This is a genomic window from Pseudomonadota bacterium (assembly GCA_030775045.1).
In the GTDB taxonomy this organism is placed as follows: Bacteria; Pseudomonadota; Alphaproteobacteria; order JALYJY01; family JALYJY01; genus JALYJY01.
Genome location: JALYJY010000010.1, coordinates 1 through 18,397, shown reverse-complemented (window position 1 = coordinate 18,397; position 18,397 = coordinate 1). Strand labels below are relative to the sequence as shown.

Annotated in this window: 25 protein-coding genes, 2 tRNA genes and 1 other RNA gene; 10 read left to right on the top strand and 18 right to left on the bottom strand. The window is 60.8% G+C overall.

The genetic code is table 11. The features are described 5' to 3' along the window. Positions 1 to 2: 2 nt before the first annotated feature. Positions 3 to 995 (bottom strand): adenosine kinase, encoded by a 993-nt coding sequence (locus tag M3O22_01685; GenBank protein MDP9195473.1) that lies wholly within the window; start codon positions 993 to 995, stop codon positions 3 to 5. Between the two features lie 77 nt (positions 996 to 1,072). Here M3O22_01685 and M3O22_01680 point away from each other — a divergent pair, with 77 nt between their 5' ends. Then, positions 1,073 to 1,522 carry a nucleoside deaminase gene (locus tag M3O22_01680; protein ID MDP9195472.1) on the top strand — a complete coding sequence of 150 codons (450 nt, stop codon included), beginning with the start codon at positions 1,073 to 1,075 and terminating at the stop codon, positions 1,520 to 1,522. Positions 1,523 to 1,558: 36 nt separating this feature from the next. On the opposite strand, the gene M3O22_01675 is transcribed toward M3O22_01680, so the two are convergent. From M3O22_01675 to rplM, 4 genes are all read right to left on the bottom strand, one after another. Beyond that, complete coding sequence (locus tag M3O22_01675; protein ID MDP9195471.1) at positions 1,559 to 1,819, bottom strand: hypothetical protein; 261 nt, start codon at positions 1,817 to 1,819, stop codon at positions 1,559 to 1,561. Between the two features lie 70 nt (positions 1,820 to 1,889). Further along, complete coding sequence (locus M3O22_01670; GenBank protein ID MDP9195470.1) at positions 1,890 to 2,741, bottom strand: arginine deiminase-related protein; 852 nt, start codon at positions 2,739 to 2,741, stop codon at positions 1,890 to 1,892. Between the two features lie 122 nt (positions 2,742 to 2,863). Then, a complete protein-coding gene (gene rpsI / locus M3O22_01665) occupies positions 2,864 to 3,286 on the bottom strand; it encodes a 30S ribosomal protein S9 (GenBank protein MDP9195469.1) in 423 nt (140 codons plus the stop codon). A gap of 107 nt (positions 3,287 to 3,393) precedes the next feature. Then, positions 3,394 to 3,858 carry a 50S ribosomal protein L13 gene (gene rplM / locus M3O22_01660; GenBank protein MDP9195468.1) on the bottom strand — a complete coding sequence of 155 codons (465 nt, stop codon included), beginning with the start codon at positions 3,856 to 3,858 and terminating at the stop codon, positions 3,394 to 3,396. 191 nt (positions 3,859 to 4,049) lie between these two features. Between rplM and M3O22_01655 the strand changes: the two genes are divergently transcribed. From M3O22_01655 to M3O22_01645, 3 genes are all read left to right on the top strand, one after another. Beyond that, positions 4,050 to 4,469, top strand: coding sequence for a CoA-binding protein (locus M3O22_01655; protein ID MDP9195467.1), 420 nt, complete (start codon positions 4,050 to 4,052; stop codon positions 4,467 to 4,469). 56 nt (positions 4,470 to 4,525) lie between these two features. Further along, positions 4,526 to 4,600 (top strand) — tRNA-Gln (locus M3O22_01650). A gap of 2 nt (positions 4,601 to 4,602) precedes the next feature. Next, positions 4,603 to 5,511, top strand: coding sequence for a hypothetical protein (locus M3O22_01645; protein MDP9195466.1), 909 nt, complete (start codon positions 4,603 to 4,605; stop codon positions 5,509 to 5,511). Between the two features lie 3 nt (positions 5,512 to 5,514). On the opposite strand, the gene dnaQ is transcribed toward M3O22_01645, so the two are convergent. The 3 genes from dnaQ to M3O22_01630 form a co-directional block, all read right to left on the bottom strand. Continuing rightward, the gene (gene dnaQ, locus M3O22_01640; protein MDP9195465.1) at positions 5,515 to 6,213 is read right to left on the bottom strand and encodes a DNA polymerase III subunit epsilon; all 699 of its coding nucleotides are present in this window, start codon (positions 6,211 to 6,213) and stop codon (positions 5,515 to 5,517) included. Between the two features lie 26 nt (positions 6,214 to 6,239). Next, an RNA gene (gene ffs / locus M3O22_01635) (signal recognition particle sRNA small type) lies at positions 6,240 to 6,336 on the bottom strand. A 48-nt stretch (positions 6,337 to 6,384) separates the two neighbouring features. Beyond that, entirely contained in the window at positions 6,385 to 6,915 is a 531-nt protein-coding gene (locus M3O22_01630) for an acyloxyacyl hydrolase (GenBank protein ID MDP9195464.1), read from the bottom strand. 256 nt (positions 6,916 to 7,171) lie between these two features. Here M3O22_01630 and M3O22_01625 point away from each other — a divergent pair, with 256 nt between their 5' ends. The 3 genes from M3O22_01625 to M3O22_01615 all read left to right on the top strand — a co-directional run bounded on the left by M3O22_01625 (position 7,172) and on the right by M3O22_01615 (position 8,867). Further along, complete coding sequence (locus M3O22_01625) at positions 7,172 to 7,420, top strand: hypothetical protein (GenBank protein ID MDP9195463.1); 249 nt, start codon at positions 7,172 to 7,174, stop codon at positions 7,418 to 7,420. Then, positions 7,417 to 8,172: an RNA methyltransferase gene (locus M3O22_01620; GenBank protein MDP9195462.1), complete on the top strand. Its 756-nt coding sequence runs from the start codon at positions 7,417 to 7,419 to the stop codon at positions 8,170 to 8,172. The genes M3O22_01625 and M3O22_01620 overlap by 4 nt, the downstream gene beginning before the upstream one ends. Before the next feature lie 77 nt (positions 8,173 to 8,249). Beyond that, positions 8,250 to 8,867, top strand: coding sequence for a peptidoglycan-binding protein (locus M3O22_01615; protein MDP9195461.1), 618 nt, complete (start codon positions 8,250 to 8,252; stop codon positions 8,865 to 8,867). Between the two features lie 127 nt (positions 8,868 to 8,994). Here the strand turns inward: M3O22_01615 and dprA are convergent, their stop codons facing one another. The 4 genes from dprA to M3O22_01595 form a co-directional block, all read right to left on the bottom strand. Continuing rightward, positions 8,995 to 10,134, bottom strand: coding sequence for a DNA-processing protein DprA (gene dprA, locus M3O22_01610; GenBank protein MDP9195460.1), 1,140 nt, complete (start codon positions 10,132 to 10,134; stop codon positions 8,995 to 8,997). Continuing rightward, positions 10,134 to 10,754: a glycerol-3-phosphate 1-O-acyltransferase PlsY gene (plsY, locus tag M3O22_01605; protein MDP9195459.1), complete on the bottom strand. Its 621-nt coding sequence runs from the start codon at positions 10,752 to 10,754 to the stop codon at positions 10,134 to 10,136. The genes dprA and plsY overlap by 1 nt, the downstream gene beginning before the upstream one ends. A gap of 24 nt (positions 10,755 to 10,778) precedes the next feature. Further along, positions 10,779 to 10,853: transfer RNA gene (locus M3O22_01600), tRNA-Asn, on the bottom strand. A 79-nt stretch (positions 10,854 to 10,932) separates the two neighbouring features. Beyond that, positions 10,933 to 11,343: a hypothetical protein gene (locus M3O22_01595; protein MDP9195458.1), complete on the bottom strand. Its 411-nt coding sequence runs from the start codon at positions 11,341 to 11,343 to the stop codon at positions 10,933 to 10,935. A gap of 147 nt (positions 11,344 to 11,490) precedes the next feature. Between M3O22_01595 and M3O22_01590 the strand changes: the two genes are divergently transcribed. Next, positions 11,491 to 11,940 (top strand): hypothetical protein, encoded by a 450-nt coding sequence (locus M3O22_01590; GenBank protein ID MDP9195457.1) that lies wholly within the window; start codon positions 11,491 to 11,493, stop codon positions 11,938 to 11,940. On the opposite strand, the gene M3O22_01585 is transcribed toward M3O22_01590, so the two are convergent. The 3 genes from M3O22_01585 to M3O22_01575 all read right to left on the bottom strand — a co-directional run bounded on the left by M3O22_01585 (position 11,920) and on the right by M3O22_01575 (position 14,353). After that, positions 11,920 to 13,011, bottom strand: a complete 1,092-nt coding sequence (locus M3O22_01585; GenBank protein ID MDP9195456.1) for an anhydro-N-acetylmuramic acid kinase — start codon at positions 13,009 to 13,011, stop codon at positions 11,920 to 11,922. The genes M3O22_01590 and M3O22_01585 overlap by 21 nt on opposite strands. Positions 13,012 to 13,106: 95 nt before the next feature. Further along, positions 13,107 to 13,403: a hypothetical protein gene (locus tag M3O22_01580; GenBank protein ID MDP9195455.1), complete on the bottom strand. Its 297-nt coding sequence runs from the start codon at positions 13,401 to 13,403 to the stop codon at positions 13,107 to 13,109. Between the two features lie 395 nt (positions 13,404 to 13,798). Continuing rightward, positions 13,799 to 14,353 (bottom strand): hypothetical protein, encoded by a 555-nt coding sequence (locus M3O22_01575; GenBank protein ID MDP9195454.1) that lies wholly within the window; start codon positions 14,351 to 14,353, stop codon positions 13,799 to 13,801. Positions 14,354 to 14,498: 145 nt separating this feature from the next. Between M3O22_01575 and tyrS the strand changes: the two genes are divergently transcribed. Continuing rightward, on the top strand, positions 14,499 to 15,752 hold the full coding sequence (gene tyrS / locus M3O22_01570; GenBank protein MDP9195453.1) for a tyrosine--tRNA ligase: 1,254 nt from the start codon (positions 14,499 to 14,501) through the stop codon (positions 15,750 to 15,752). Positions 15,753 to 15,773: 21 nt separating this feature from the next. On the opposite strand, the gene M3O22_01565 is transcribed toward tyrS, so the two are convergent. From M3O22_01565 to trxA, 3 genes are all read right to left on the bottom strand, one after another. Continuing rightward, positions 15,774 to 16,706 carry a hypothetical protein gene (locus M3O22_01565; GenBank protein MDP9195452.1) on the bottom strand — a complete coding sequence of 311 codons (933 nt, stop codon included), beginning with the start codon at positions 16,704 to 16,706 and terminating at the stop codon, positions 15,774 to 15,776. Between the two features lie 96 nt (positions 16,707 to 16,802). Then, positions 16,803 to 17,726, bottom strand: coding sequence for a methionyl-tRNA formyltransferase (gene fmt, locus M3O22_01560; protein MDP9195451.1), 924 nt, complete (start codon positions 17,724 to 17,726; stop codon positions 16,803 to 16,805). A 27-nt stretch (positions 17,727 to 17,753) separates the two neighbouring features. Continuing rightward, positions 17,754 to 18,074: a thioredoxin TrxA gene (trxA, locus tag M3O22_01555; protein ID MDP9195450.1), complete on the bottom strand. Its 321-nt coding sequence runs from the start codon at positions 18,072 to 18,074 to the stop codon at positions 17,754 to 17,756. A gap of 129 nt (positions 18,075 to 18,203) precedes the next feature. Between trxA and M3O22_01550 the strand changes: the two genes are divergently transcribed. Beyond that, positions 18,204 to 18,397 (top strand): J domain-containing protein (locus M3O22_01550; protein MDP9195449.1); only part of this gene is annotated, 194 nt, incomplete at its 3' end.

Here is an 18,397-nt window from a genome sequence, read left to right as displayed (position 1 = left end):
CGTTACGCCGGGGTGTGTCCCAGCAGATCCGCCAGCCGGACAGCGGGGCGGGGGCCATAGTGGCCGATGACTTCCGCCGCGGCGACGGAGGCAATCCGGCCACAGGCGGGCAGGGGCATGCCTTTTGTCCAGCCATACAGGAATCCGGCGGCGTACAGGTCGCCGGCTCCGGTGGTGTCCACCACGTTCTGCACAGGCGCTGCAGGAACGGTATGCGTCTCCCCGCCCGACAGGATCAGGGAGCCTTTTTCGCTGCGCGTAATGACAGCCACCTCGCAGTGGCTGCGTACGGCCGCCATAGCTTCGTCCAGCGTGTTGGACTGGTACAGGGACAGGATTTCCGACTCGTTGGCGAACAGGATGTCCACGTGGTTGCGGACCAGATCCTGGAACCCGGCCCTGTGACGGTCCACGCAGAAGGGATCCGACAGGGTCAGCGAGACCTTCCGACTGGCCTCGTGGGCAATCTGTGCGGCTTTCAGGAAAGCCTGTTTGGCCGGCGGCGGATCCCACAGATAGCCTTCCAGATACGTCACTTTTGCCGCCCGGATCAGGGTCGGGTCGACGTCTTCCGGGGACAGCTCGATGCAGGCCCCCAGATAAGTGTTCATGGTCCGCTGGCCGTCCGGCGTGACCAGGATCAGGCAGCGTGCCGTGGGCGAGCCGGTGGTGCTGGCCGGACTGTCGAACCGCACCCCCACCGATCGCATATCGTGACGGAAAATGGTGCCCAGCTGGTCATCCGCCACCTTGCCGATATAGGCGCCGCTGCCGCCCAGAGACGCAATCCCGGCCATGGTATTGGCCACTGATCCGCCCGAGGCTTCCGTGCCAGGGCCCATGAGCCGGTAAAGCTCTTCCGCCCGTGCAGCATTGATCAGGGTCATGGCTCCGCGGTGAAGGCCTTGGTCTGTCAGAAAGCGGTCGGTGGTGCTGCTGATGACGTCAACAATGGCGTTTCCGATACCGACCACGTCGAAAGGGGGCTGTGACACTGTGATGATCCTGCTTGCTGGACACAAAGAGGCGGGAGTATAGCGGTTACAGCCCCTGTCACAACCGGAATCACCCCATGTCCCCTTCTTTCATGGATCTGGCCCTGGAGCAGGCTCGCGCCGCAGCCCTGCGGGGCGAGGTACCTGTGGGAGCTGTGGTCGTGGATTCAGCCACAGGCCACGTTCTGGTGGCCACGGGCAACAGGACGGAGGAACTGAAGGATCCATCCGCCCACGCAGAGCTTCTCGCGATCCGCGAGGCCTGCCGGGTTCTGGGAACGCCACGTATTCCGGAATGTGATCTGTATGTGACGCTGGAGCCCTGTGCCATGTGCGCGGCAGCCATCAGCATGGCCCGCATCCGCCGCCTGTATTTTGGCGCTCCGGATCCCAAGGGCGGGGCGGTCGACCACGGCCCGCGCTTTTTCAGCCAGCCCACCTGCCACCACCGGCCGGAAGTGTATGGCGGCATGGACGAAACCGCCGCTGCCACGCTGTTGCGCGATTTTTTCAGGGAGAGGCGGTGAGGCGGACAGAAAACAGAAACCGGGTTTTCCGGTATTCTATGTGCTTTTTTCATAGGCCGGATAATCAATTTGTGCAGGATCAGGATCACGGTCAATGCCTTCCTGGAAAGCTCTGGCAAGCTTCAGGCAAACACCGGAAGATTCATGATAGGCTCCAGCCATTTTTTGTGCAAGAGTATAGGTATTCAGACCATCAAGATCTTCCTGTGTCAGAATACTGCCTTCACTGTATCCATTATATCCAATCCCTGAGCGGAATACTTCTTCAAATTCTGAAAGATCAGGTTTCGAGGTCATAGGCTATCCATTTACAATTTCTTTTGCAGATTTATAACAGGGAAATTATTAAGAAAGACTGAACAGGTCCTCAGGGAATGCCTGATCCCACATCCAGCCGCAGGGTGAGGCACTTGCTGGCCCCCCCGGCCAGGATAAAGCTGTCCAGCTCAACCATGTGGGGGATCAGGCCGTTGTCCTGCAGCAGGATCTGTGTCCGCGCGCTGATCTTTGGTACAACGATATCCCTGCCGGCGTTGATCGCGTTGCAGGCGAACTGCAGGGCGTCTTCTTCCGGAATTTCAATCAGCCTGTCCCCGTACTGCCGGCGCAGGGTCGCCTGGGCCTCGTCCGTGAAGGCCAGCGGCGTGAAGATGGCCTTGCCCCCGTCGATGGGACAGTAACAGGTATCCAGATGATAGAACCGGGGATCGCGCAGCTGGAGCGGCACAACCTTTTTGCCGAAAAAGCTGCTGATCTCGCCGGCGGCCTCCGGAATGCTGCGAAAACCGTATCCCATGAACACAACGTCCAGGCTGGCATCGTAGAGCGCATCTCCCGCTCCCTCGAACATCACGGGACAGATTTTTGTCTCGAACCCGTGGCTCTGGAACCACTGCTGCGCCCAAGGGGTCTCGCCTTCCCGCTGGGCTTTGGCAAAGCGGGCCACCAGTGCCTTTTTCCCGATGACCACGGCATGGTTGGCGGAGAACACCATGTCGGGCAGGTCCGGTTGCGGCGCAATGGTTTCCAGGATCCAGCCCAGGCTTTTCATGAGATCTGTCAGCCTCTGCCACTGGTCCCGGGATCTCCGGGTCCAGTAGTCCGTCTCGGCCTGCCATACCTGCGGCTTCATCCAGGGATTGATGGCATAGGACACCTGGTAGAAATCGGGCGGGCAGACCAGATAGCGGGCCAGAGAGCGGGAAGGGGCTGTGGTCATGGGACGTCCGTCTTGTGGATCGGGGCGCACTATAGCTGGACCATGGACTGCGGGAAAGCAGCATTCCGCAATGAAAAAGGGCGCCCGCACAGGACGCCCCTTTCCATAAAACAGAACAGCCGTCAGCGCTTCGAGAACTGGAAGCGACGGCGGGCCTTGGCCCGGCCGTACTTCTTGCGCTCGACAACGCGGCTGTCGCGGGTCAGGAACCCGGCGGCCTTGAGGGCGGGGCGCAGTTCCGGCTCGAAGTATGTGAGGGCCCTGGACACGGCGTGACGAATGGCGCCAGCCTGGCCGGACAGACCGCCGCCCTTGACGGTGCACATGACGTCCAGCTGGCCCATGCGGTCGGTGACAGCAAAGGGCTGGTTGATCATCATGCGCAGGACGGGGCGGGGAATATACTCCTCGATGGGCTTGCCATTGATGGTGATCTTGCCGCCGCTCTTGCCCTTGCTGCGCCAGATCCAGGCGCTGGCGACAGCTTCCTTGCGCCGGCCGGTGGCCCGGAAACGGCCAAGCTTGTCCGCTTTCGGCGGGCCCAGGTCAGCAGGTTCGGAAGCCGCAGCGCGGGAGGAGGCTGGAGCCTTTTTCGGGGATGGAACCTCCGTGACCGATTTCAGCTCTGACAGGGGTTTTGTCTTGCGAGCCATCAGGCGCTCCTTTTGTTCTTGCGGTTGAGGGCGCCCACATCCAGAACCTCGGGCTGCTGGGCCGCATGGGGATGGGCAGCGCCTGCATAGACCTTCAGGTTGACCATCTGGTGACGTCCCAGGGAACCCTTTGGCATCATGCGCTCAACGGCCTTGGTGATGACGCGGCCGGGAAAGCGGCCGTCCAGGATCTGGCCCTTGCTGCGCTCCTTGATCCCGCCAGGATAGCCCGTGTGCCAGTAAAAGATATCATCATCGCGCTTGTTGCCGGTCAGGGCAACCTTTTCAGCGTTGATGACGATGATGCTGTCGCCACAGTCGATATGGGGTGTGAAGGCGGGCTTGTGCTTGCCGCGCAGGATTTTGGCCAGTATGGCTGCAAGACGGCCAAGGACAATGCCCTCGGCGTCCACAATATACCATTTCCTGGTGACCTCGGCGGGTTTCAGGCTTTTGGTCTGCATGGGTATTCCTGTTTCTGTCTGGTAACGGGGCACCTTCTATAAGTACCTGTACGTCCTGTCAAGAAAAAAGGGCGCAGATCCTGGCGTTTTTGGCACGGTATTATAATACCGTAATCCATGTGCCGGAAGTGGAACGGAACGCCTCCGTCCGTGTTAGGATCCGGGAGCAGACATTTTTCCGGAGGTTTTTCATGGACCACGATTTCTATCCCGATGCCTATATCCGCGATATTCTGGGCACCGTGAAAACCATCGCCGTGGTGGGCGCCAGCCCGAAGCCGGACCGGCCCAGTTTTGGGGTCATGAAGACCCTGATCACCAACGGGTATGAGGTGATTCCGGTCAACCCCACAGCTGCCGGCTCGACCATCCACGGAAAGACAGTGGTGGCCAGCCTGAAGGACATCGGGCGTCCCGTGGACATGGTGGATGTGTTCCGCAATTCCGAAGCAGCGGCCGGTGTGGTGGACGAGGCCATTGCCGCCGGTGCAAAGGTTGTATGGATGCAGCTGGGTGTACGCAACGATGAGGCTGCAAAAAAAGCCGAAGCCGCCGGTCTTCGTGTAGTCATGGACCGGTGTCCGGCAATCGAGCTTGCACGCATGGATTAGGTTCCTGTCTTGTCACCGGCCGGTTTTGGAGATATATGGTCTGCGCTTCCCGTTACTGGGGCGTAGCCAAGCGGTAAGGCAGCGGATTTTGATTCCGCCATGCCCAGGTTCGAATCCTGGCGCCCCAACCATCATGCAGGCAGGCGTACAGGTTGTGTCACCGCTGATCGAGAAACATAAAGCAGCCCTGTTTCAGGCCGCCATTGACGCCCACGGGCGCGCGGATCCCCGTTATTCGCATTTTCCTGTAGGGGCGGCTGTCCTGACCGCGGATGGACGCATTTTCACGGGCGCCAACTGGGAAACAACCATGCTGGAGGCCCTGTGCAAGGGGCAGCACGCGGAGCAGGGGGCCATGGCCAGCATGATCGGGTCGGCCGGTCCGCAGGAGGTGGTGGCTGTGGCCGTTGCTGGCGGAGATCTGGCCATGGATATGGCCTGTACCCCCTGTGGCAACTGTCGCGAGTTTCTGTCTGTCCATGCAGGGCCGGACACGCCTGTGTTCATGGTGGCAGGCGGAAGCAGGGTTCTGGGTGTGCATCGTCTGGGCGACCTGCTGCCGGCCCGCAGCGGCCCGTACAGTCAGGTGGATCATGGCCCGCGCAGGCTCATGATTCCGGCCGAGCGGTCTGTCTTCGAAACCCTGCGGCTGATCCAGTCCCGGGCGTATGTTCCATATTCAAAAGCTCCTGTGGCCATGGCTGTCCGGACCGAAACCGGCGAAATCTTTTATGGGGTGACGCGCGAGGATGCAGCCTGGGCCGGGTGCAGCGCCACACAGAATGCGCTGGGGGCCATGGTTGCGGAGCTGGGATCTGAAGCGAAAATCGTTACAGCTTTTTATGGCCCCTATCCCGGGTTGGCAGACGGTATTGTCATGCCTACAGGGCCGGACCGTCAGATCCTGCGGGAACACTGCATCACGCCGGCGCGTCTGACCGTCCTGGCCTGTGCGGGAAAAGAGGTTGTGGAGCACACGCTGGCGGTTCTGCTGCCGCATGATTTCGGACCGGACAATCTGGCAGCGGCGAAAAAGAGATAGTGATTACGCTGACTTCTTTTCTTTTTCCTTGTCGTCTTTCCACATGGCATTCTTGATCTGGGCCAGCAGGTTTTCGTGGGCTTCTGCCTCTTCCGGTGTGGGGGCATGGGGCCGCGCGGCCCGGAAAGCACGCTCGGCAACCACGGTAGCAGACTGTGCTGCCGTCATGGTCTCGCCCATCAGGCTGGTCTGCCGTCCGCCGCGCAGCTCCAGATAGCATTCGGCCAGAAGCTGGCAGTCCAGAAGGGCGCCATGGAACGTGCGGCTCGAGTTGTCGACGCCAAAGCGTTTGCACAGGGCGTCCAGGCTGGCCGGCGCTCCCGGAAACATGCGGCGGGCCAGCTGGACCGTGTCGGTGGCCCGATCCAGTGCGATGGAAGGCAGGCCAAGACGGCCCAGCTCGGCGTTCAGAAAGCCAATATCGAACTTTGCATTGTGGATGACCAGCGGGGCAGCTTCGATAAAATCCAGAAGCTCGCCGGCGACTCCGCCAAAGACGGAATAGTGCTTCAGTTTTTCCCAGGTCAGGCCGCTGATAGCTGTTGCGTCCGGATGGACGTCGCGTTCGGGGTTCACATAGCGCTGGAATGTGCGCCCTGTAGGGACATAGTTGCGCAGTTCAACGCAACCGATCTCGATGATCCGGTCGCCGTTGAGCGGATCCAGGCCAGTGGTTTCAGTATCAAGGACAATTTCACGCATGGAACAGGGCCCTGGGCTGTGGACAGGGTGGGAGGCCGGACAGCGACCCGAAGCCGGCTCGTTACGGTTGCTTCCTTCCGGACCTGACCGGGTTGGCGAGGGCTTCGCCCGCGCCGACCTCCCGGCGCAGTGTATATCAGCTTCCCTGTCCGGAAGGTACAGGAATTTCAGTCAGAAAAGAGACCCGACAGGCAGGTGATAGTACACCACGGCGCTTTCTGTTCCCGGATTCCTGTCCCCCAGACCGGCATTGGAAATGTGGCTGACAGCAACGCCAAGACGGGAGCCCCCTTCAAATTCATAGGCCAGTTCAAGCTGGCTTCTGAATTCCAGTGTATTGTCCAGATCCCGGCCGCCGCCGTCATGGTACAGCCCTATGCCAAAGCTGGGCGTGATAACAACAGGATGCAGGACGTCGATATCGAGGAGAATGCCCCCTGCCCCGTACAGGGCGCCGTTGGTGTCAATCTGTGCCCCGACCCAGGGACGGATCTCCCACACGAAAGGCTCTGCCCGGTATTCCACGCGGAATTCGGCAGCCGGTTCTGCATCATTGTCGTCCTTGGCCCACTGCAACGCATCTGCAAGACCGGTGCCCAGACCCAGAAGAGCGGGATCTTCTTTCCCGGCCTGTGCCGCAAACGGAAAGCCTGCAACAGCGAGAAAAAAGAAACAGACAGGAACAAAAGGTGATTTTGACATTTCCGGATTTTCTGCAGGGCCAGGCTGAACTTGCGTGAACGGGCTATCTGATACTTCATGCGGGCAAGAGAATCAAGTAGCCGAAAAAACATTTTCCGGCTGAATATTTCACGATGCTGTTACGTCTGGCTTAATGAAGTCTGTCTGTTCTGGTCTGGTCTTCAAGGCGCTTTCTCTGGAATCATGAAGTTTTTTTGGATAGGGTCGCCGTTTCAGAATTCAACGGGGATAGTGGATTGCCATGCCTGCAGGATATATGGTCGGGGGAGCTCTGCTGCTGTCGGGGGCGATCCTTGTCTCCGCGTGGTCGTACAACGCTGCCACGGAACGTCCCCAGTTCACGCTCTTCATGCCTGTGGACACCATCACCAGCCTGTCGCGATACATGGCTGTGGACGAATATCCCGAGGAGTATTTCCGCACCCTCAACGACCTCGAACCCGGCATGACGCTGCAGCCCGGGCAGCAGGTGAAACTGGTTGTCCAGGACAGGCTTTCGCAATGACACAGAACAGTATTTCCGCAGGACCCGCCATCATCCTGGTCGAGCCCCAGCTGGGCGAAAACATCGGCACGACGGCTCGCGCCATGCTGAACTGCGGGCTGACGGACCTGCGCCTGGTGCGGCCCCGGGACGGCTGGCCCAACCCGAAGGCTGAATCCGCAGCAGCAGGAGCCACAGCGGTTCTGGAGGCAGTGCGCATTTTTTCCACAACGGCGGAAGCTGTGGCGGATCTGACCCACATGTGGGCCACCACGGCCCGCACCCGCGATATGGCCCGGACCGTCATGACTCCCCGCGCCGCTGCGGCGGACATGCGCCGTCTGGCAGGGGAGGAGAAAGCTTGCGGCGTGCTGTTTGGGCCCGAGCGCACGGGCCTGCACAATGACGACCTGGCGCTGGCGGACAGGACCCTGACCGTTCCGCTCAATCCCGGGTTCACATCGCTGAACCTGGCCCAGGCGGTCCTTCTGATCGGGTACGAATGGTTCCAGGCGGGAGATTCCACGCCGGGCAGTGTGTTCCGCTCCGGGTCCTCGCCGCTGGCGACCCGGGACCACATGGTCAACCTGTTCGAGCATCTGGAATCAGCACTGGATGCGGCGGAGTTTTTCTCCACGCCGGAAAAGCGTCCCGGCATGGTGCGCAACATCCGCAACGCCCTGCTGCGTATGGAACCCACGGAACAGGAAGTACGCACCTTCCACGGCATCATCGCGGCGCTGGCGGGGACCAGATCAGGGAAAAAGACCTGAGCACATACCCCCGTGACGGAGGCCCCGGAACCTGCTATCGGTCAGACAGTCTTTTTGCCTGCTGCCGGGTGCAAATCATGAAACGGACTTCCGGTATCCTTCTTGCGGTCATCCTGTGCGTGCTGCCCTTGGCGGCTGAGGCGTTCTGGGAGTACATCCCACCGTCCAGGCGTGCTGCGCCCCGGGCTGCTCCTGAAACACCCCAGGCCGTGCCGCTGCCCGATCCCTGGATCGGACCTGTGGAGAGCATTCCCACCCTGTGCGATGCGACGTCCACTTTCTCACCGGTCATTGCCACAACCCAGCAGCTTCTGGCCATTACCGGCCAGGACCCGGGCGGATATGACGGCATGCTGACTCCAAAAACGCGCGAGGCCATCCGCGCCTATCAGAAAAGTGCCGGTCTGGAGCAGGACGGATGCGTTTCAGGAAATCTGGTGGCAAAACTGCGCACCATGGCGCCCAACCCGTATTACGGCAGAAAGGACCTGCGGCCCGAGGTGCTGGAGACCCAGGTCCTTCTGGTCCGTCTGGGGTATTACATCGGTGCAGTAGACGGAAAGGCGGGATTCCGCACAACCGCGGCGATCAGGGACTTCCAGGCCAGCCACAGTATGCCGCAGACCGGCCAGGTGGACACTTCTGTGCTCGGGGCCCTGCGCCAGGCACGGGCCGTACGACCCGTTACGCAATAGCCCTCCTCCAGAACCCGCTGCGGCGAGGCAAATGCGAGGAGAGAGGACCGCAAAACCGGAGTGTACAGGGACGTACATGAGGATTTGAGGACCACAACGACGCAGCAGACGTCCGCCGCAGTCAGGGTTATGGAGGGGGGCTGATGATGGCGACCATGCTGCCGGCCATTCTCTGAAGCCTGCCGGCCAGCTCCAGCTCCAGCAGGATGGATGATACCAGTCCCGGTGCCATCCCGCTGGCCCTGACGATACCGTCCACGGAAACAGGACTGGGTCCCAGAAGCTGCAGGATGTCCTGCCGCGCCCTGTCCGTGTCGTCGTCGCTGAACAGGGAGGGGGTGTCCGCATCCTCTGGCACGCCGGGGTTCCGCCTGTCCGGCTGTGCCAGTCCGGGGCCCAGGGCATCCAGAACGTCCCGGGCGATTTCCACCAGTGTGGCGCCCTGCCGGATCAGGTCGTTGGTGCCCCGGCAGCGGGCATCCAGCGGCGAGCCGGGAACCGCGAATACGTCCCGGCCCTGCTCGGTGGCCAGCCGTGCGGTGATCAGGGATCCGGAGTGCAAGGCAGCTTCCACCACCACAATACCCCGGGACAGGCCCGAGATGACCCGGTTGCGCCGGGGAAAGTGCCGCGCCTGGGGCTCGGCGCCAAAGGCCAGCTCGGCCACCACCGCTCCCTTCTCCCGCATCTGGTCATACAGTTTGCGGTTTTCCGGGGGATAGACCACATCGACGCCGCCGGCCACCACGCCCACGGTCCCTGACTCCAGGGCGCCGCGGTGCGCCGCCGTATCAATGCCCCGTGCAAGGCCGGATACGACTGTGATTCCGGCTTCCCCCAGTTCCGCCGCCAGTTTTTCCGCAAACCGCTGGCCATTGAGGGAGGCGTTGCGGGCACCCACAACGCCGATGGCTGTCCGGTGCAGAAGATCTGTCCGGCCTGCAACGGACAGAAGGGGAGGGGGATCGGGAATGGCGGCCAGCAGCTCCGGATAGCCGGGCTCGCAGGCGGCCACCATCTGTCCGCCCCAGGCGGCAAGGGCTTTATACTCCCGCTCGATCGCTGCCCGGTCCGGGATCTGCGGTGCGGATCCCTTGCCGGCGCCGCCCCGGCGAGCCATTTCAGGCAGGGTGTCCAGGACCGGGCCGATGTCCCTGAACCGCTCCAGCAGACGGAAAAAGGTGACAGGACCAACGTTTTCCGTTCTGGCGAGGCGCAGCCAGTCCAGGCGTTCCGTGTCCGTGAGAGTGCGCCGGAAGGGAACCATCATGCAGTGGGCCTGCGGCTGATGCGGGGTTCCTCTCCCCGTACCAGGCGGCGGATGTTGTCCTTGTGCCGGACAAAAACCAGGACGGCGATGAACAGGGCCAGGCAGGCCGTGGGCGGGTCTGCCAGAAGCAGAGCCAGCAGGGGGGCCAGGCCCATCGCCACCAGGCCTGACAGGGACGAGATGCGGGTAATGATAGCCGTGACCAGCCACAGACCACAGGCGGCCAGCCCCACAGGCCACGCGGCGGCCAGCAGGACGCCCAGCGCTGTGGCTACGCCCTTGCCGCCCCGAAAGCCCAGCCATATGGGGAAGATATGGCCCATCATGGCTCCCGCCCCGGCAAACAGGGCCACCAGGGGGGGGGAGAAAAGGCAGTGCGCCAGCAGGACCGCAGCGGCGCCCTTGCCGCCGTCCAGAACCACGGTCAGGGCCGCGAGGGTGCGGTTCCCGGTGCGCAGGACGTTGGTGGCGCCGATGCTGCCCGAACCAATCTTCCGGATATCGCCATAGCCCGCAAGGCGCGTCAGGACCAGGCCAAAGGGGACAGAGCCCAGCAGGTATCCCGCTGCAAAAGCCAGAAAAAGAAGCGCCAGGGCAGGCAGGACAAGATCACTCATCATGGGGGAGGCCATATCATGAAATGGCTCCGGGACTCGGATTCGAACCGAGGACCGATCGGTTAACAGCCGATTGCTCTACCGCTGAGCTATCCCGGACCAGAACGAGCCAGAGGAATAGCCACCCGGGAACCAAAGGTCAATATGTTCTCTCAGGGATGGTTCCTGTTTTCCGGGTTCAGGAGGGTCCTTCGGGAAAAGGGAAGACAACAACGCGGGGCTGCTTTTTCCCGCGAGCGTCTTCAGTAGCATATTTTTCTCCCCACACATTGTATGTACGATAGCCCCGGGGGGTGCCGAATACAGGCTGATGCATCAGCCTGGCTCCGGTGACCGGGTTGGTATCAGGGCGAGTGTTCAGCTCACCCTGAGCGGGGCGCTCCATGTTGGCATCTTTTATCAGGAGCTGCAAGGTTGCATCCTGTTCAGCCCGGGCTTCGGCGGCAGAGTCCGCCTGCATCCTGTCCCGTGTCTGGACAAACGCTGCTGTTGCCAGTGCCATACCCGTGGCAATCGCCATAGCTTTGGCCAGGCTGCTGGACCTGAATCCCGTACCATGTTCCATGGCCTGGTGGCGGAATGTTTCCATCAGCAGGTTCTCCCTCATATCCCTGACAGAAGAACAGCATAGGGCAGATTTCTTAACCCGGCGTTAATTCGGGTCTGAAGTTTATGATTTCATGAAATCCTGATAGAGTGGCGGCCATGATCTGACCATAACAGCGGGGGAAAACAGATGTCTTCAGCAGAAACCGGCCTTCTGGCCATGGTCGACACGGCATGGGAAAAAGCAGCCCGGTCGCTGGCGGGGAAAATTGTTGCAGGCAGTTACGAAGACGCCCTCCAGGAAATGGGTGCAAGAGCAAATGGTGCCATCAGGGAATATGTCCCGCTGTTCCTGACCCTGATGGTTGTGAAACCGGGGGCTTTTGGCAAAATGGTTACAGATGCCAGGGGATGGGATTTTTTCTCCCGCACCATGCAGGGTGCGATGACCGAATGGGATATTTCTGTTCCCTCCCTTGAACAGATACTTTCCGGAAAAGAGTCCCCTGCAGGGGATGCAGTCCCTGCGCTCAGGAAAAGCATGGAAAAATTCGGCCTTATGGCTGAACTTGTGATCAGGGAAGTCCCGAACGCTCCATCTTCAGGCAGCACTGCTGCCTCACCGACGGCCACGGCATAGTACACCCCCCCGCATCGGCTCCGGCACGCCGGTCAGGGAAGGAAAGCTGAGGGGCAGGCCGCGCAGGGAACGCACGGCCAGACAGGCGAAGGCCTGGCCTTCCAGTGCGTCGCCGTTCCAGCCCACAGTCTCCACCGGGTCTACAGGAGTTTGCAGGGTCTGGCGCAGGCCTTGCATGATGGCCTGGTTCAGCCGTCCGCCGCCTGTGACCAGCCAGCGGCGGGGGCGCTGTGGCATATGCTCCACACCCCTTTTTATGGTGGCGACGGTAAAGGCCGCCAGCGTGGCCGCGCCGTCTTCTGCTGAAAGGCCTTCCAGATCGCTGACGGGAAAGGCGTTGCGGTCCAGGGATTTGGGCGGCTTTTTGCTGAAATAGGGATGTTCCAGCCACCGGTCGATCAGGCCCTGGTGCACCTTGCCGCGCAAGGCTGTCTGGCCGTCCTGGTCCACCGGCTGTCCCGTGTGCCGCAGCATCCAGTCGTCCAGCAGGGCGTTTCCGGGGCCTGTATCAAAGGCCAGAATATCCTCACCTGCACCCAGCCATGTGTTATTGGCCACGCCGCCGATGTTCAGGATGGCCAGAGGCTTTTCCAGAGATGCAGCTATCACCTGGTGGAATACGGGTACCAGCGGGGCTCCCTGACCACCGGCTTTCACATCGGCAATGCGAAGGTCGTTCACCACGTCAATCCCTGTGGCCGCGGCCAGCCGGTCGCCGTCTCCGATCTGGCGGGTAAAGCGGCGTTCCGGCGCATGGTGAATGGTGTGGCCGTGAAAACCGATCACGTCCACCGAGGCGGGAGAAATGCCGTTATCCTGCAGAAGCCGGTTGACGATCTGGATATGCAGGTCGGTGAGTTCCTGTTCCACAGCCTGGATGGCGTCTTCCGGCTTTCCCTCGCCCAGGACGAAGCGCAGGCGCTGGCGGAACTCCGGCGTATAGGACGCCGTAAGAAAAGGCCCCGACTCCACGCGGCTGTGGCCGTCGGTGTGGATCAGGGCGGCGTCGATGCCGTCCATGGACGTGCCACTCATCAGGCCGATGGCTGTAATCAGGGAAGAGTCAGACATCTGTCCATACTAGACCAGGATTGCGCCCAAGGCAAAAAACCCGGGATATCCCGGGTTTTTCGCGAAGGCGGGCAGGCGGGGGTTCTTGCCATCCTTCAGCGAAGAGCTGGCGTATATCCCTGGTCAGTATTGACCCAGTGAAGTCTGTCGCTCCAGCCCGGAAAATTTCCGCATACAGCCGCTGCTCCAGCCACGATTCCACGGATCTGGGCCAGCTTCGCGAAGGTTTCTCCCTGCCGGGTCAGCTGATCGAAAGGATTTTTACGTGCAGAAGAAGGTTCGGGAGCGTTCAGAACGCTCGCATAATCCCGGAACAGGGAGCCATTCAGCGTGTCCAGTGCTCCGTTGCACCTCTGTCCCAGGGAGTCGGATGGCTCCCCGTCACAGACCATGACAACTCCATTCGTATATCCGGTTTTATTTGCCAGCTGAATATTCCTGTTGATTGCCCGTTCCAGATCCGTGGATTCCTCAAACGGAGGATACGTGGGCGGGAAAGGACCCTATCTGTGTCGTTGGCAAGGCCCGCTGGCATTCCTCCCTGATGGAGAATGCAGGGGCGGCAGGATCCGTTGTGGAAGTTGCAGCTCCGGGATGGTTCCCGGCAGCTTCACGGGATGCGGAGCAGGCAAGGACAGCGGCGCTGGCAAGGGCCGTGGCAAGGACAGGCAGGGATCTGGACATATATTTAAACCCCATAAATTATAACGGGAACAATAGATCAGTAACGCAACCCAAGGTTGTTATCAGCAGGCTTTGCACAGCAGGGTAATGTCCCGGCTTTCTTTCAGGGAGTGGCGCCGGGAGCTGACGGAACAAGTCCTCCCTGTTCCGTATCCACCCACAAAAGCTTTCCCTTCCAGCCGGAAACATTTTCGCATACGGCGGCGGCTCCAGCCACGGTTGCCATGGTCCGGACCAGACTGGCGATGTTTCCCGGGTAAAATGTTCGTCCAGGGCTGGAAGGAGGGTTGTTCAGGGCGCCCTGGGTGTCCCTGAAGTCTTGGGCCAGGGAGCCGTTCAGCGTCTTCAGGGCTCCATTGCATCTTTGTTCGAGGGAGCCCTGTGAATCCTGGCAGATCATGATGATACCCTTCCAGTATCCGCCCTGATGTGCCGGCTGGACGATGCTGCCCAGAGCTCCGGCCAGACTGGCTGTATTTCCCTTGACCGGAAGTGGCAGGATAGGTGGAAACCGGCCATTTTCTGCTGCCTTCCCAACCCTGGAACATTCAGCTTCTGCAGAGGGGCCTGCAGGTTCGGGAGACGGGCGGGACGCGGCACAGCCAAGAATGGCGGTGCTGACAAGAGCCGTGGCAAGAACAGGCAGGGATCCGGACATCTCTTTTACCCCATGTGTTATGGCTGGAACAGCGTATCCATGCACAAATTCCGGGTTGCAGGCAATGGCTTTTCGGGGTTATGGGCGATAGCGCAAGGCCGGAAAACCTGTTAGGAATACTCTTTTGATCAGGTTGCCGAACACCATGACCACCTTTAAATCAGATTTTCTCCACGCCCTGCACGAGCGCGGGTTCATCCACCAGGGTACCGATCTGGAGGGCCTGGACAAGCGCCTTCTGGAAGGTCCCGTCACAGGCTATATCGGCTTTGACGCCACGGCCACCAGCCTGCACGCCGGCCACATGATCCCCATCATGATGCTGCGCTGGCTGCAGAAGACGGGGGGGAAGCCCGTTGTCCTGATCGGCGGCGGCACCACGCGCATCGGCGATCCCACCGGCAAGGACGAGATGCGCAAATTCCTGACGGACGAACAGATCGCCGAAAACATCCGCTGCATCCGCGATGTGTACGCAAAAGTGCTGACCTTCGGCGACGGGCCGACCGACGCCATGATGGTCAACAACGCCAACTGGCTGGATGAACTGCGGTATGTGCCGTTCCTGCGCGACGTGGGTCGGCACTTTACCATCAACCGCATGCTGACCTTTGATTCCGTCAAGAGCCGGCTGGAGCGCGAACAGCCCCTGACGTTCCTGGAGTTCAACTACATGATCCTCCAGGGCTATGACTTTGTGGAGCTGAACCGGCGGTACAAGTGTGTTCTCCAGATGGGCGGGTCCGACCAGTGGGGCAACATCATCAGCGGAGTCGAGCTGATGCGCCGCATCACGTCGATCGAGGCGTTCGGCCTGACCACACCGCTGCTGCTCACCGCCGCCGGCCTGAAAATGGGCAAGAGCGTCGCCGGTGCCGTGTGGCTGAATGCGGACCAGCTGTCGCCCTACGGCTACTGGCAGTACTGGCGCAATGTGGACGACGCGGACGTGGGTCGCTTCCTGCGCCTGTTTACCGGGCTGCCCATGGACGAGATCGCCCGCCTGGAAAAGCTGAAGGACGTGGAGATCAACGAGGCCAAAAAGATCCTGGCGCGGGAAGCGACTACCCTGTGCCACGGTCGCGCCGCAGCGGAAGAAGCGGCGGAAACAGCCCGCCGGACGTTCGAGGAGGGCGCTTCAGCAGAAGGACTCCCGACAGTGGATGTGCCCCGGGCAAAACTGGAAAAAGGTGTTCATCTGTACGAGCTGCTGCGCCTGACCGGTCTGGCCCCGTCCAACGGGGAAGCAAAACGCCTTATCAAGGGCGGCGGCGCGCGGGTCAATGACGCAGTGGTAGAAGATGAAGCTGCTCTCATCCGTACCGATGCCCTCAGCGCCGACGGCACCCTCAAACTCTCCGCCGGCAAAAAACGCCACGCGCTGGTCAAGGCCGCATAGTTTTTTGTTAATCCAGAAAAATCAGGGCTGTGCTGACGGGCCAGCCGCCGGAGCCTGACCGGAAGTGTCAGGCAGGGGAAGGGCTTTCAGGAATTCTTCTGCAGATATCCCTGCCGGAACGTCCATATTGCCCAGAATGCGTGTCGTTGTGTCCATCACAACCTGCTGCACGACGTGTTCAGAAATGACTGCAGAGGCTCTGTCGAGGCCAAAGTCATCCCTGCTTTTCTGAAACAGCTTCACAAGTATCGGTGCGGCTATAACGTGGGAGTATTCTTCCTGGTATTGCTGCGAGATTTCAGCAGCATGTTCGTCGCCCCTGTATTTTTCCATCAGCTCCTCCAGTTCGGAGCCGATGTCCTCCGGATTTCCCTGGATGTGTTCCCAGAGGTACTGTGAGAGTCCGCTATGTCCGGACAGGGCCCATGCGCTTCCGGTCCGGTTCATGGTTCCGTACTTTTTCCGGTACACCTGTGCAAGGTCTCTGTAGAGCCCCAGTGCACGGAGTGCCATATCTTTATCATCCCTCTCGATGGTATTATCCAGAACGCCATTCAGGAAGACACCGGCCAGTTCCTGCTGCCAGGGGTCCGAGGCCTGTCCGGACAGTTCGAGAACAGCATCGGCCATGGCCAGCTGTGCCTCGCTTGCGAGCCGTGTCTGGCAAAAGGTTCTGAACGCCAGAGCAAGAGGTATCTCCAGAGGGTCAGCGAAGGGATCCTTGCGGAAAGCTTCTGCGAATACAAGGTGCATGTGCCGGAAAATTCGTGAGGGAACCGGGGCGAGAGACTCATCGCTGTAAGTGTCCCTGTCTCCGTCAACATGTCGAAGAATGGTGCCAAGGCAGTTCAGAAGCAGCAGGGCTTTGGCCTGTGGACCCGGCCGGGAATTCCTGAAAATCGCCAGAGCCTGTCCCAGAACCGGATATGCTGTCTGTGCAGCTGTTTCGGACATTCTGTTTCTCCCGCGAAAATCTGCGCTGTAAACCCCTGTCAGGGACTATAATACCCTCTATTATTTTCATCCCTGGATTTTCCGGAAGGGAAGCGCTCAGTTCCTGATCCTGTCCCCCGTCTTCAAATGACACCCATTCAGGAAGGCCGGGCCGTCCACGGGTTTGCGGCCAGGGCGCTGGACCTTCAGCAGGCGCAGGGCGCCGGTGCTGCAGGCGATGGTCAGGTCCGGTCCCACAAGGGTTCCGGGCGGGGCAGGGGGAGGGCCGGAGACCGGTTCAGCCTCCAGCACGCGGACCGGTTCATCCCCCATCATGAACCATGTGCTTGGCCAGGGATTCAGCGCCCGCACCTGGCGGCCAAGGACCAACGCGTCTTTTGTCCAGTCCAGCCGTCCTTCCTCTTTCTCCAGCTTTGCGGCATGGGTCACGCCCTCTGCCGGCTGGGGGACGGCTTTCAGGGTCCCCGCGGCCAGCCCTTCCAGCGCCGGCACGATCATCTGCGCTCCCAGCGAGGACAGGGCGTCGTGCAGGGCCGGGGCTGTGGTTTTATCTGTAATCGGGATGCTGCGGGCCATCAGCATGGGGCCGGTGTCCAGGCCGGGATCCATCTGCATGACGGTGATACCCGTTTCCGTATCACCGGCCATGGTGGCGCGCTGGATGGGTGCTGCTCCCCGCCACCGGGGCAGCAGGGACGCATGGATGTTGATACACCCAAGGCGCGGGGTATCCAGGATAGCGCGTGGCAGGATCAGGCCATAGGCCACCACCACGGCCGCATCCAGATTCAGGGTGCGGAAGAATTCCTGCTCTCCCGGATCCTTCAGGGTGTGCGGCGTGCGCACGGGCAGGCCCCGGGCCTCGGCCAGTTCATGTACGGCAGATTTCTGGATCCGGTGGCCGCGTCCTGCGGGCCGGGGGGGCTGGGTGTATACGGCGGCAACCTCATGCCCGGCATCCAGAAGAGCCTGAAGGACAGGAACGGCAAAGCCTGGCGTTCCCATGAACGCCAGTCGCAGAGGGGATAAGATTTTCAAAACAGACCTTCAGAGGGCAGATTCAACCCACTGCACCAGGGCGCTTTTGGGCAGTGCACCGACCTTGGTAGCCACGGCCTGGCCATTCTTGAACAGGATCATGGTGGGAATGCCGCGCACTCCATACTTTGTGGGTGTAGCGGGGTTTTCATCGATGTTGACCTTGGCGATGGTTACGCGGCCTTTCATCTCGGTGGCCATTTCCTCCAGGAAAGGACCGATCATCTTGCAGGGACCGCACCATTCGGCCCAGAAGTCCACCAGGACCGGTCCCGGAGCGTTCAGGACATCTGTGGCAAAGCTCTGGTCAGTGACTTTCAGCGATGACATGGTGGCGTTTCCTTTTTCAGAAGTTTCCGGATTTTATGATGGGGTGTTCGTTCCCCCGGGTCAAGGGGCTGGTCCGCCGGCTGTCTGCTATCTATAGTATAAACCGGTAAACAGGGAGACAGCGGCGTCATGCCGGCATCGGACGGCCAGATCACCAGCAGGAAGGATCCGAAGGGGTATTACGCGACCCTCGGGCTTTCTCCTGACGCATCCGGTTCCGAGCTCAAGCAGGCCTTTCGTCGTCTGGCGCTGACATACCATCCCGACCGTAATCCGGAGGCTTCGGCCAAGGCCCGGTTCCAGAAGATCAACGAGGCCTGGGA

Coding starts and splice junctions, on each gene's coding strand:
- M3O22_01680 (MDP9195472.1), top strand. CDS start 1,073: ATGTCCCCTTCTTTCATGGATCTGGCCCTGGAGCAGGCTCGCGCCGCA.
- M3O22_01675 (MDP9195471.1), bottom strand. CDS start 1,819: ATGACCTCGAAACCTGATCTTTCAGAATTTGAAGAAGTATTCCGCTCA.
- M3O22_01670 (MDP9195470.1), bottom strand. CDS start 2,741: ATGACCACAGCCCCTTCCCGCTCTCTGGCCCGCTATCTGGTCTGCCCG.
- rplM (MDP9195468.1), bottom strand. CDS start 3,858: ATGCAGACCAAAAGCCTGAAACCCGCCGAGGTCACCAGGAAATGGTAT.
- M3O22_01655 (MDP9195467.1), top strand. CDS start 4,050: ATGGACCACGATTTCTATCCCGATGCCTATATCCGCGATATTCTGGGC.
- M3O22_01645 (MDP9195466.1), top strand. CDS start 4,603: ATGCAGGCAGGCGTACAGGTTGTGTCACCGCTGATCGAGAAACATAAA.
- dnaQ (MDP9195465.1), bottom strand. CDS start 6,213: ATGCGTGAAATTGTCCTTGATACTGAAACCACTGGCCTGGATCCGCTC.
- M3O22_01630 (MDP9195464.1), bottom strand. CDS start 6,915: ATGTCAAAATCACCTTTTGTTCCTGTCTGTTTCTTTTTTCTCGCTGTT.
- M3O22_01625 (MDP9195463.1), top strand. CDS start 7,172: ATGGTCGGGGGAGCTCTGCTGCTGTCGGGGGCGATCCTTGTCTCCGCG.
- M3O22_01620 (MDP9195462.1), top strand. CDS start 7,417: ATGACACAGAACAGTATTTCCGCAGGACCCGCCATCATCCTGGTCGAG.
- M3O22_01615 (MDP9195461.1), top strand. CDS start 8,250: ATGAAACGGACTTCCGGTATCCTTCTTGCGGTCATCCTGTGCGTGCTG.
- dprA (MDP9195460.1), bottom strand. CDS start 10,134: ATGGTTCCCTTCCGGCGCACTCTCACGGACACGGAACGCCTGGACTGG.
- plsY (MDP9195459.1), bottom strand. CDS start 10,754: ATGAGTGATCTTGTCCTGCCTGCCCTGGCGCTTCTTTTTCTGGCTTTT.
- M3O22_01595 (MDP9195458.1), bottom strand. CDS start 11,343: ATGGAAACATTCCGCCACCAGGCCATGGAACATGGTACGGGATTCAGG.
- M3O22_01590 (MDP9195457.1), top strand. CDS start 11,491: ATGTCTTCAGCAGAAACCGGCCTTCTGGCCATGGTCGACACGGCATGG.
- M3O22_01585 (MDP9195456.1), bottom strand. CDS start 13,011: ATGTCTGACTCTTCCCTGATTACAGCCATCGGCCTGATGAGTGGCACG.
- M3O22_01580 (MDP9195455.1), bottom strand. CDS start 13,403: ATGGTCTGTGACGGGGAGCCATCCGACTCCCTGGGACAGAGGTGCAAC.
- M3O22_01575 (MDP9195454.1), bottom strand. CDS start 14,353: ATGTCCGGATCCCTGCCTGTTCTTGCCACGGCTCTTGTCAGCACCGCC.
- tyrS (MDP9195453.1), top strand. CDS start 14,499: ATGACCACCTTTAAATCAGATTTTCTCCACGCCCTGCACGAGCGCGGG.
- M3O22_01565 (MDP9195452.1), bottom strand. CDS start 16,706: ATGTCCGAAACAGCTGCACAGACAGCATATCCGGTTCTGGGACAGGCT.
- trxA (MDP9195450.1), bottom strand. CDS start 18,074: ATGTCATCGCTGAAAGTCACTGACCAGAGCTTTGCCACAGATGTCCTG.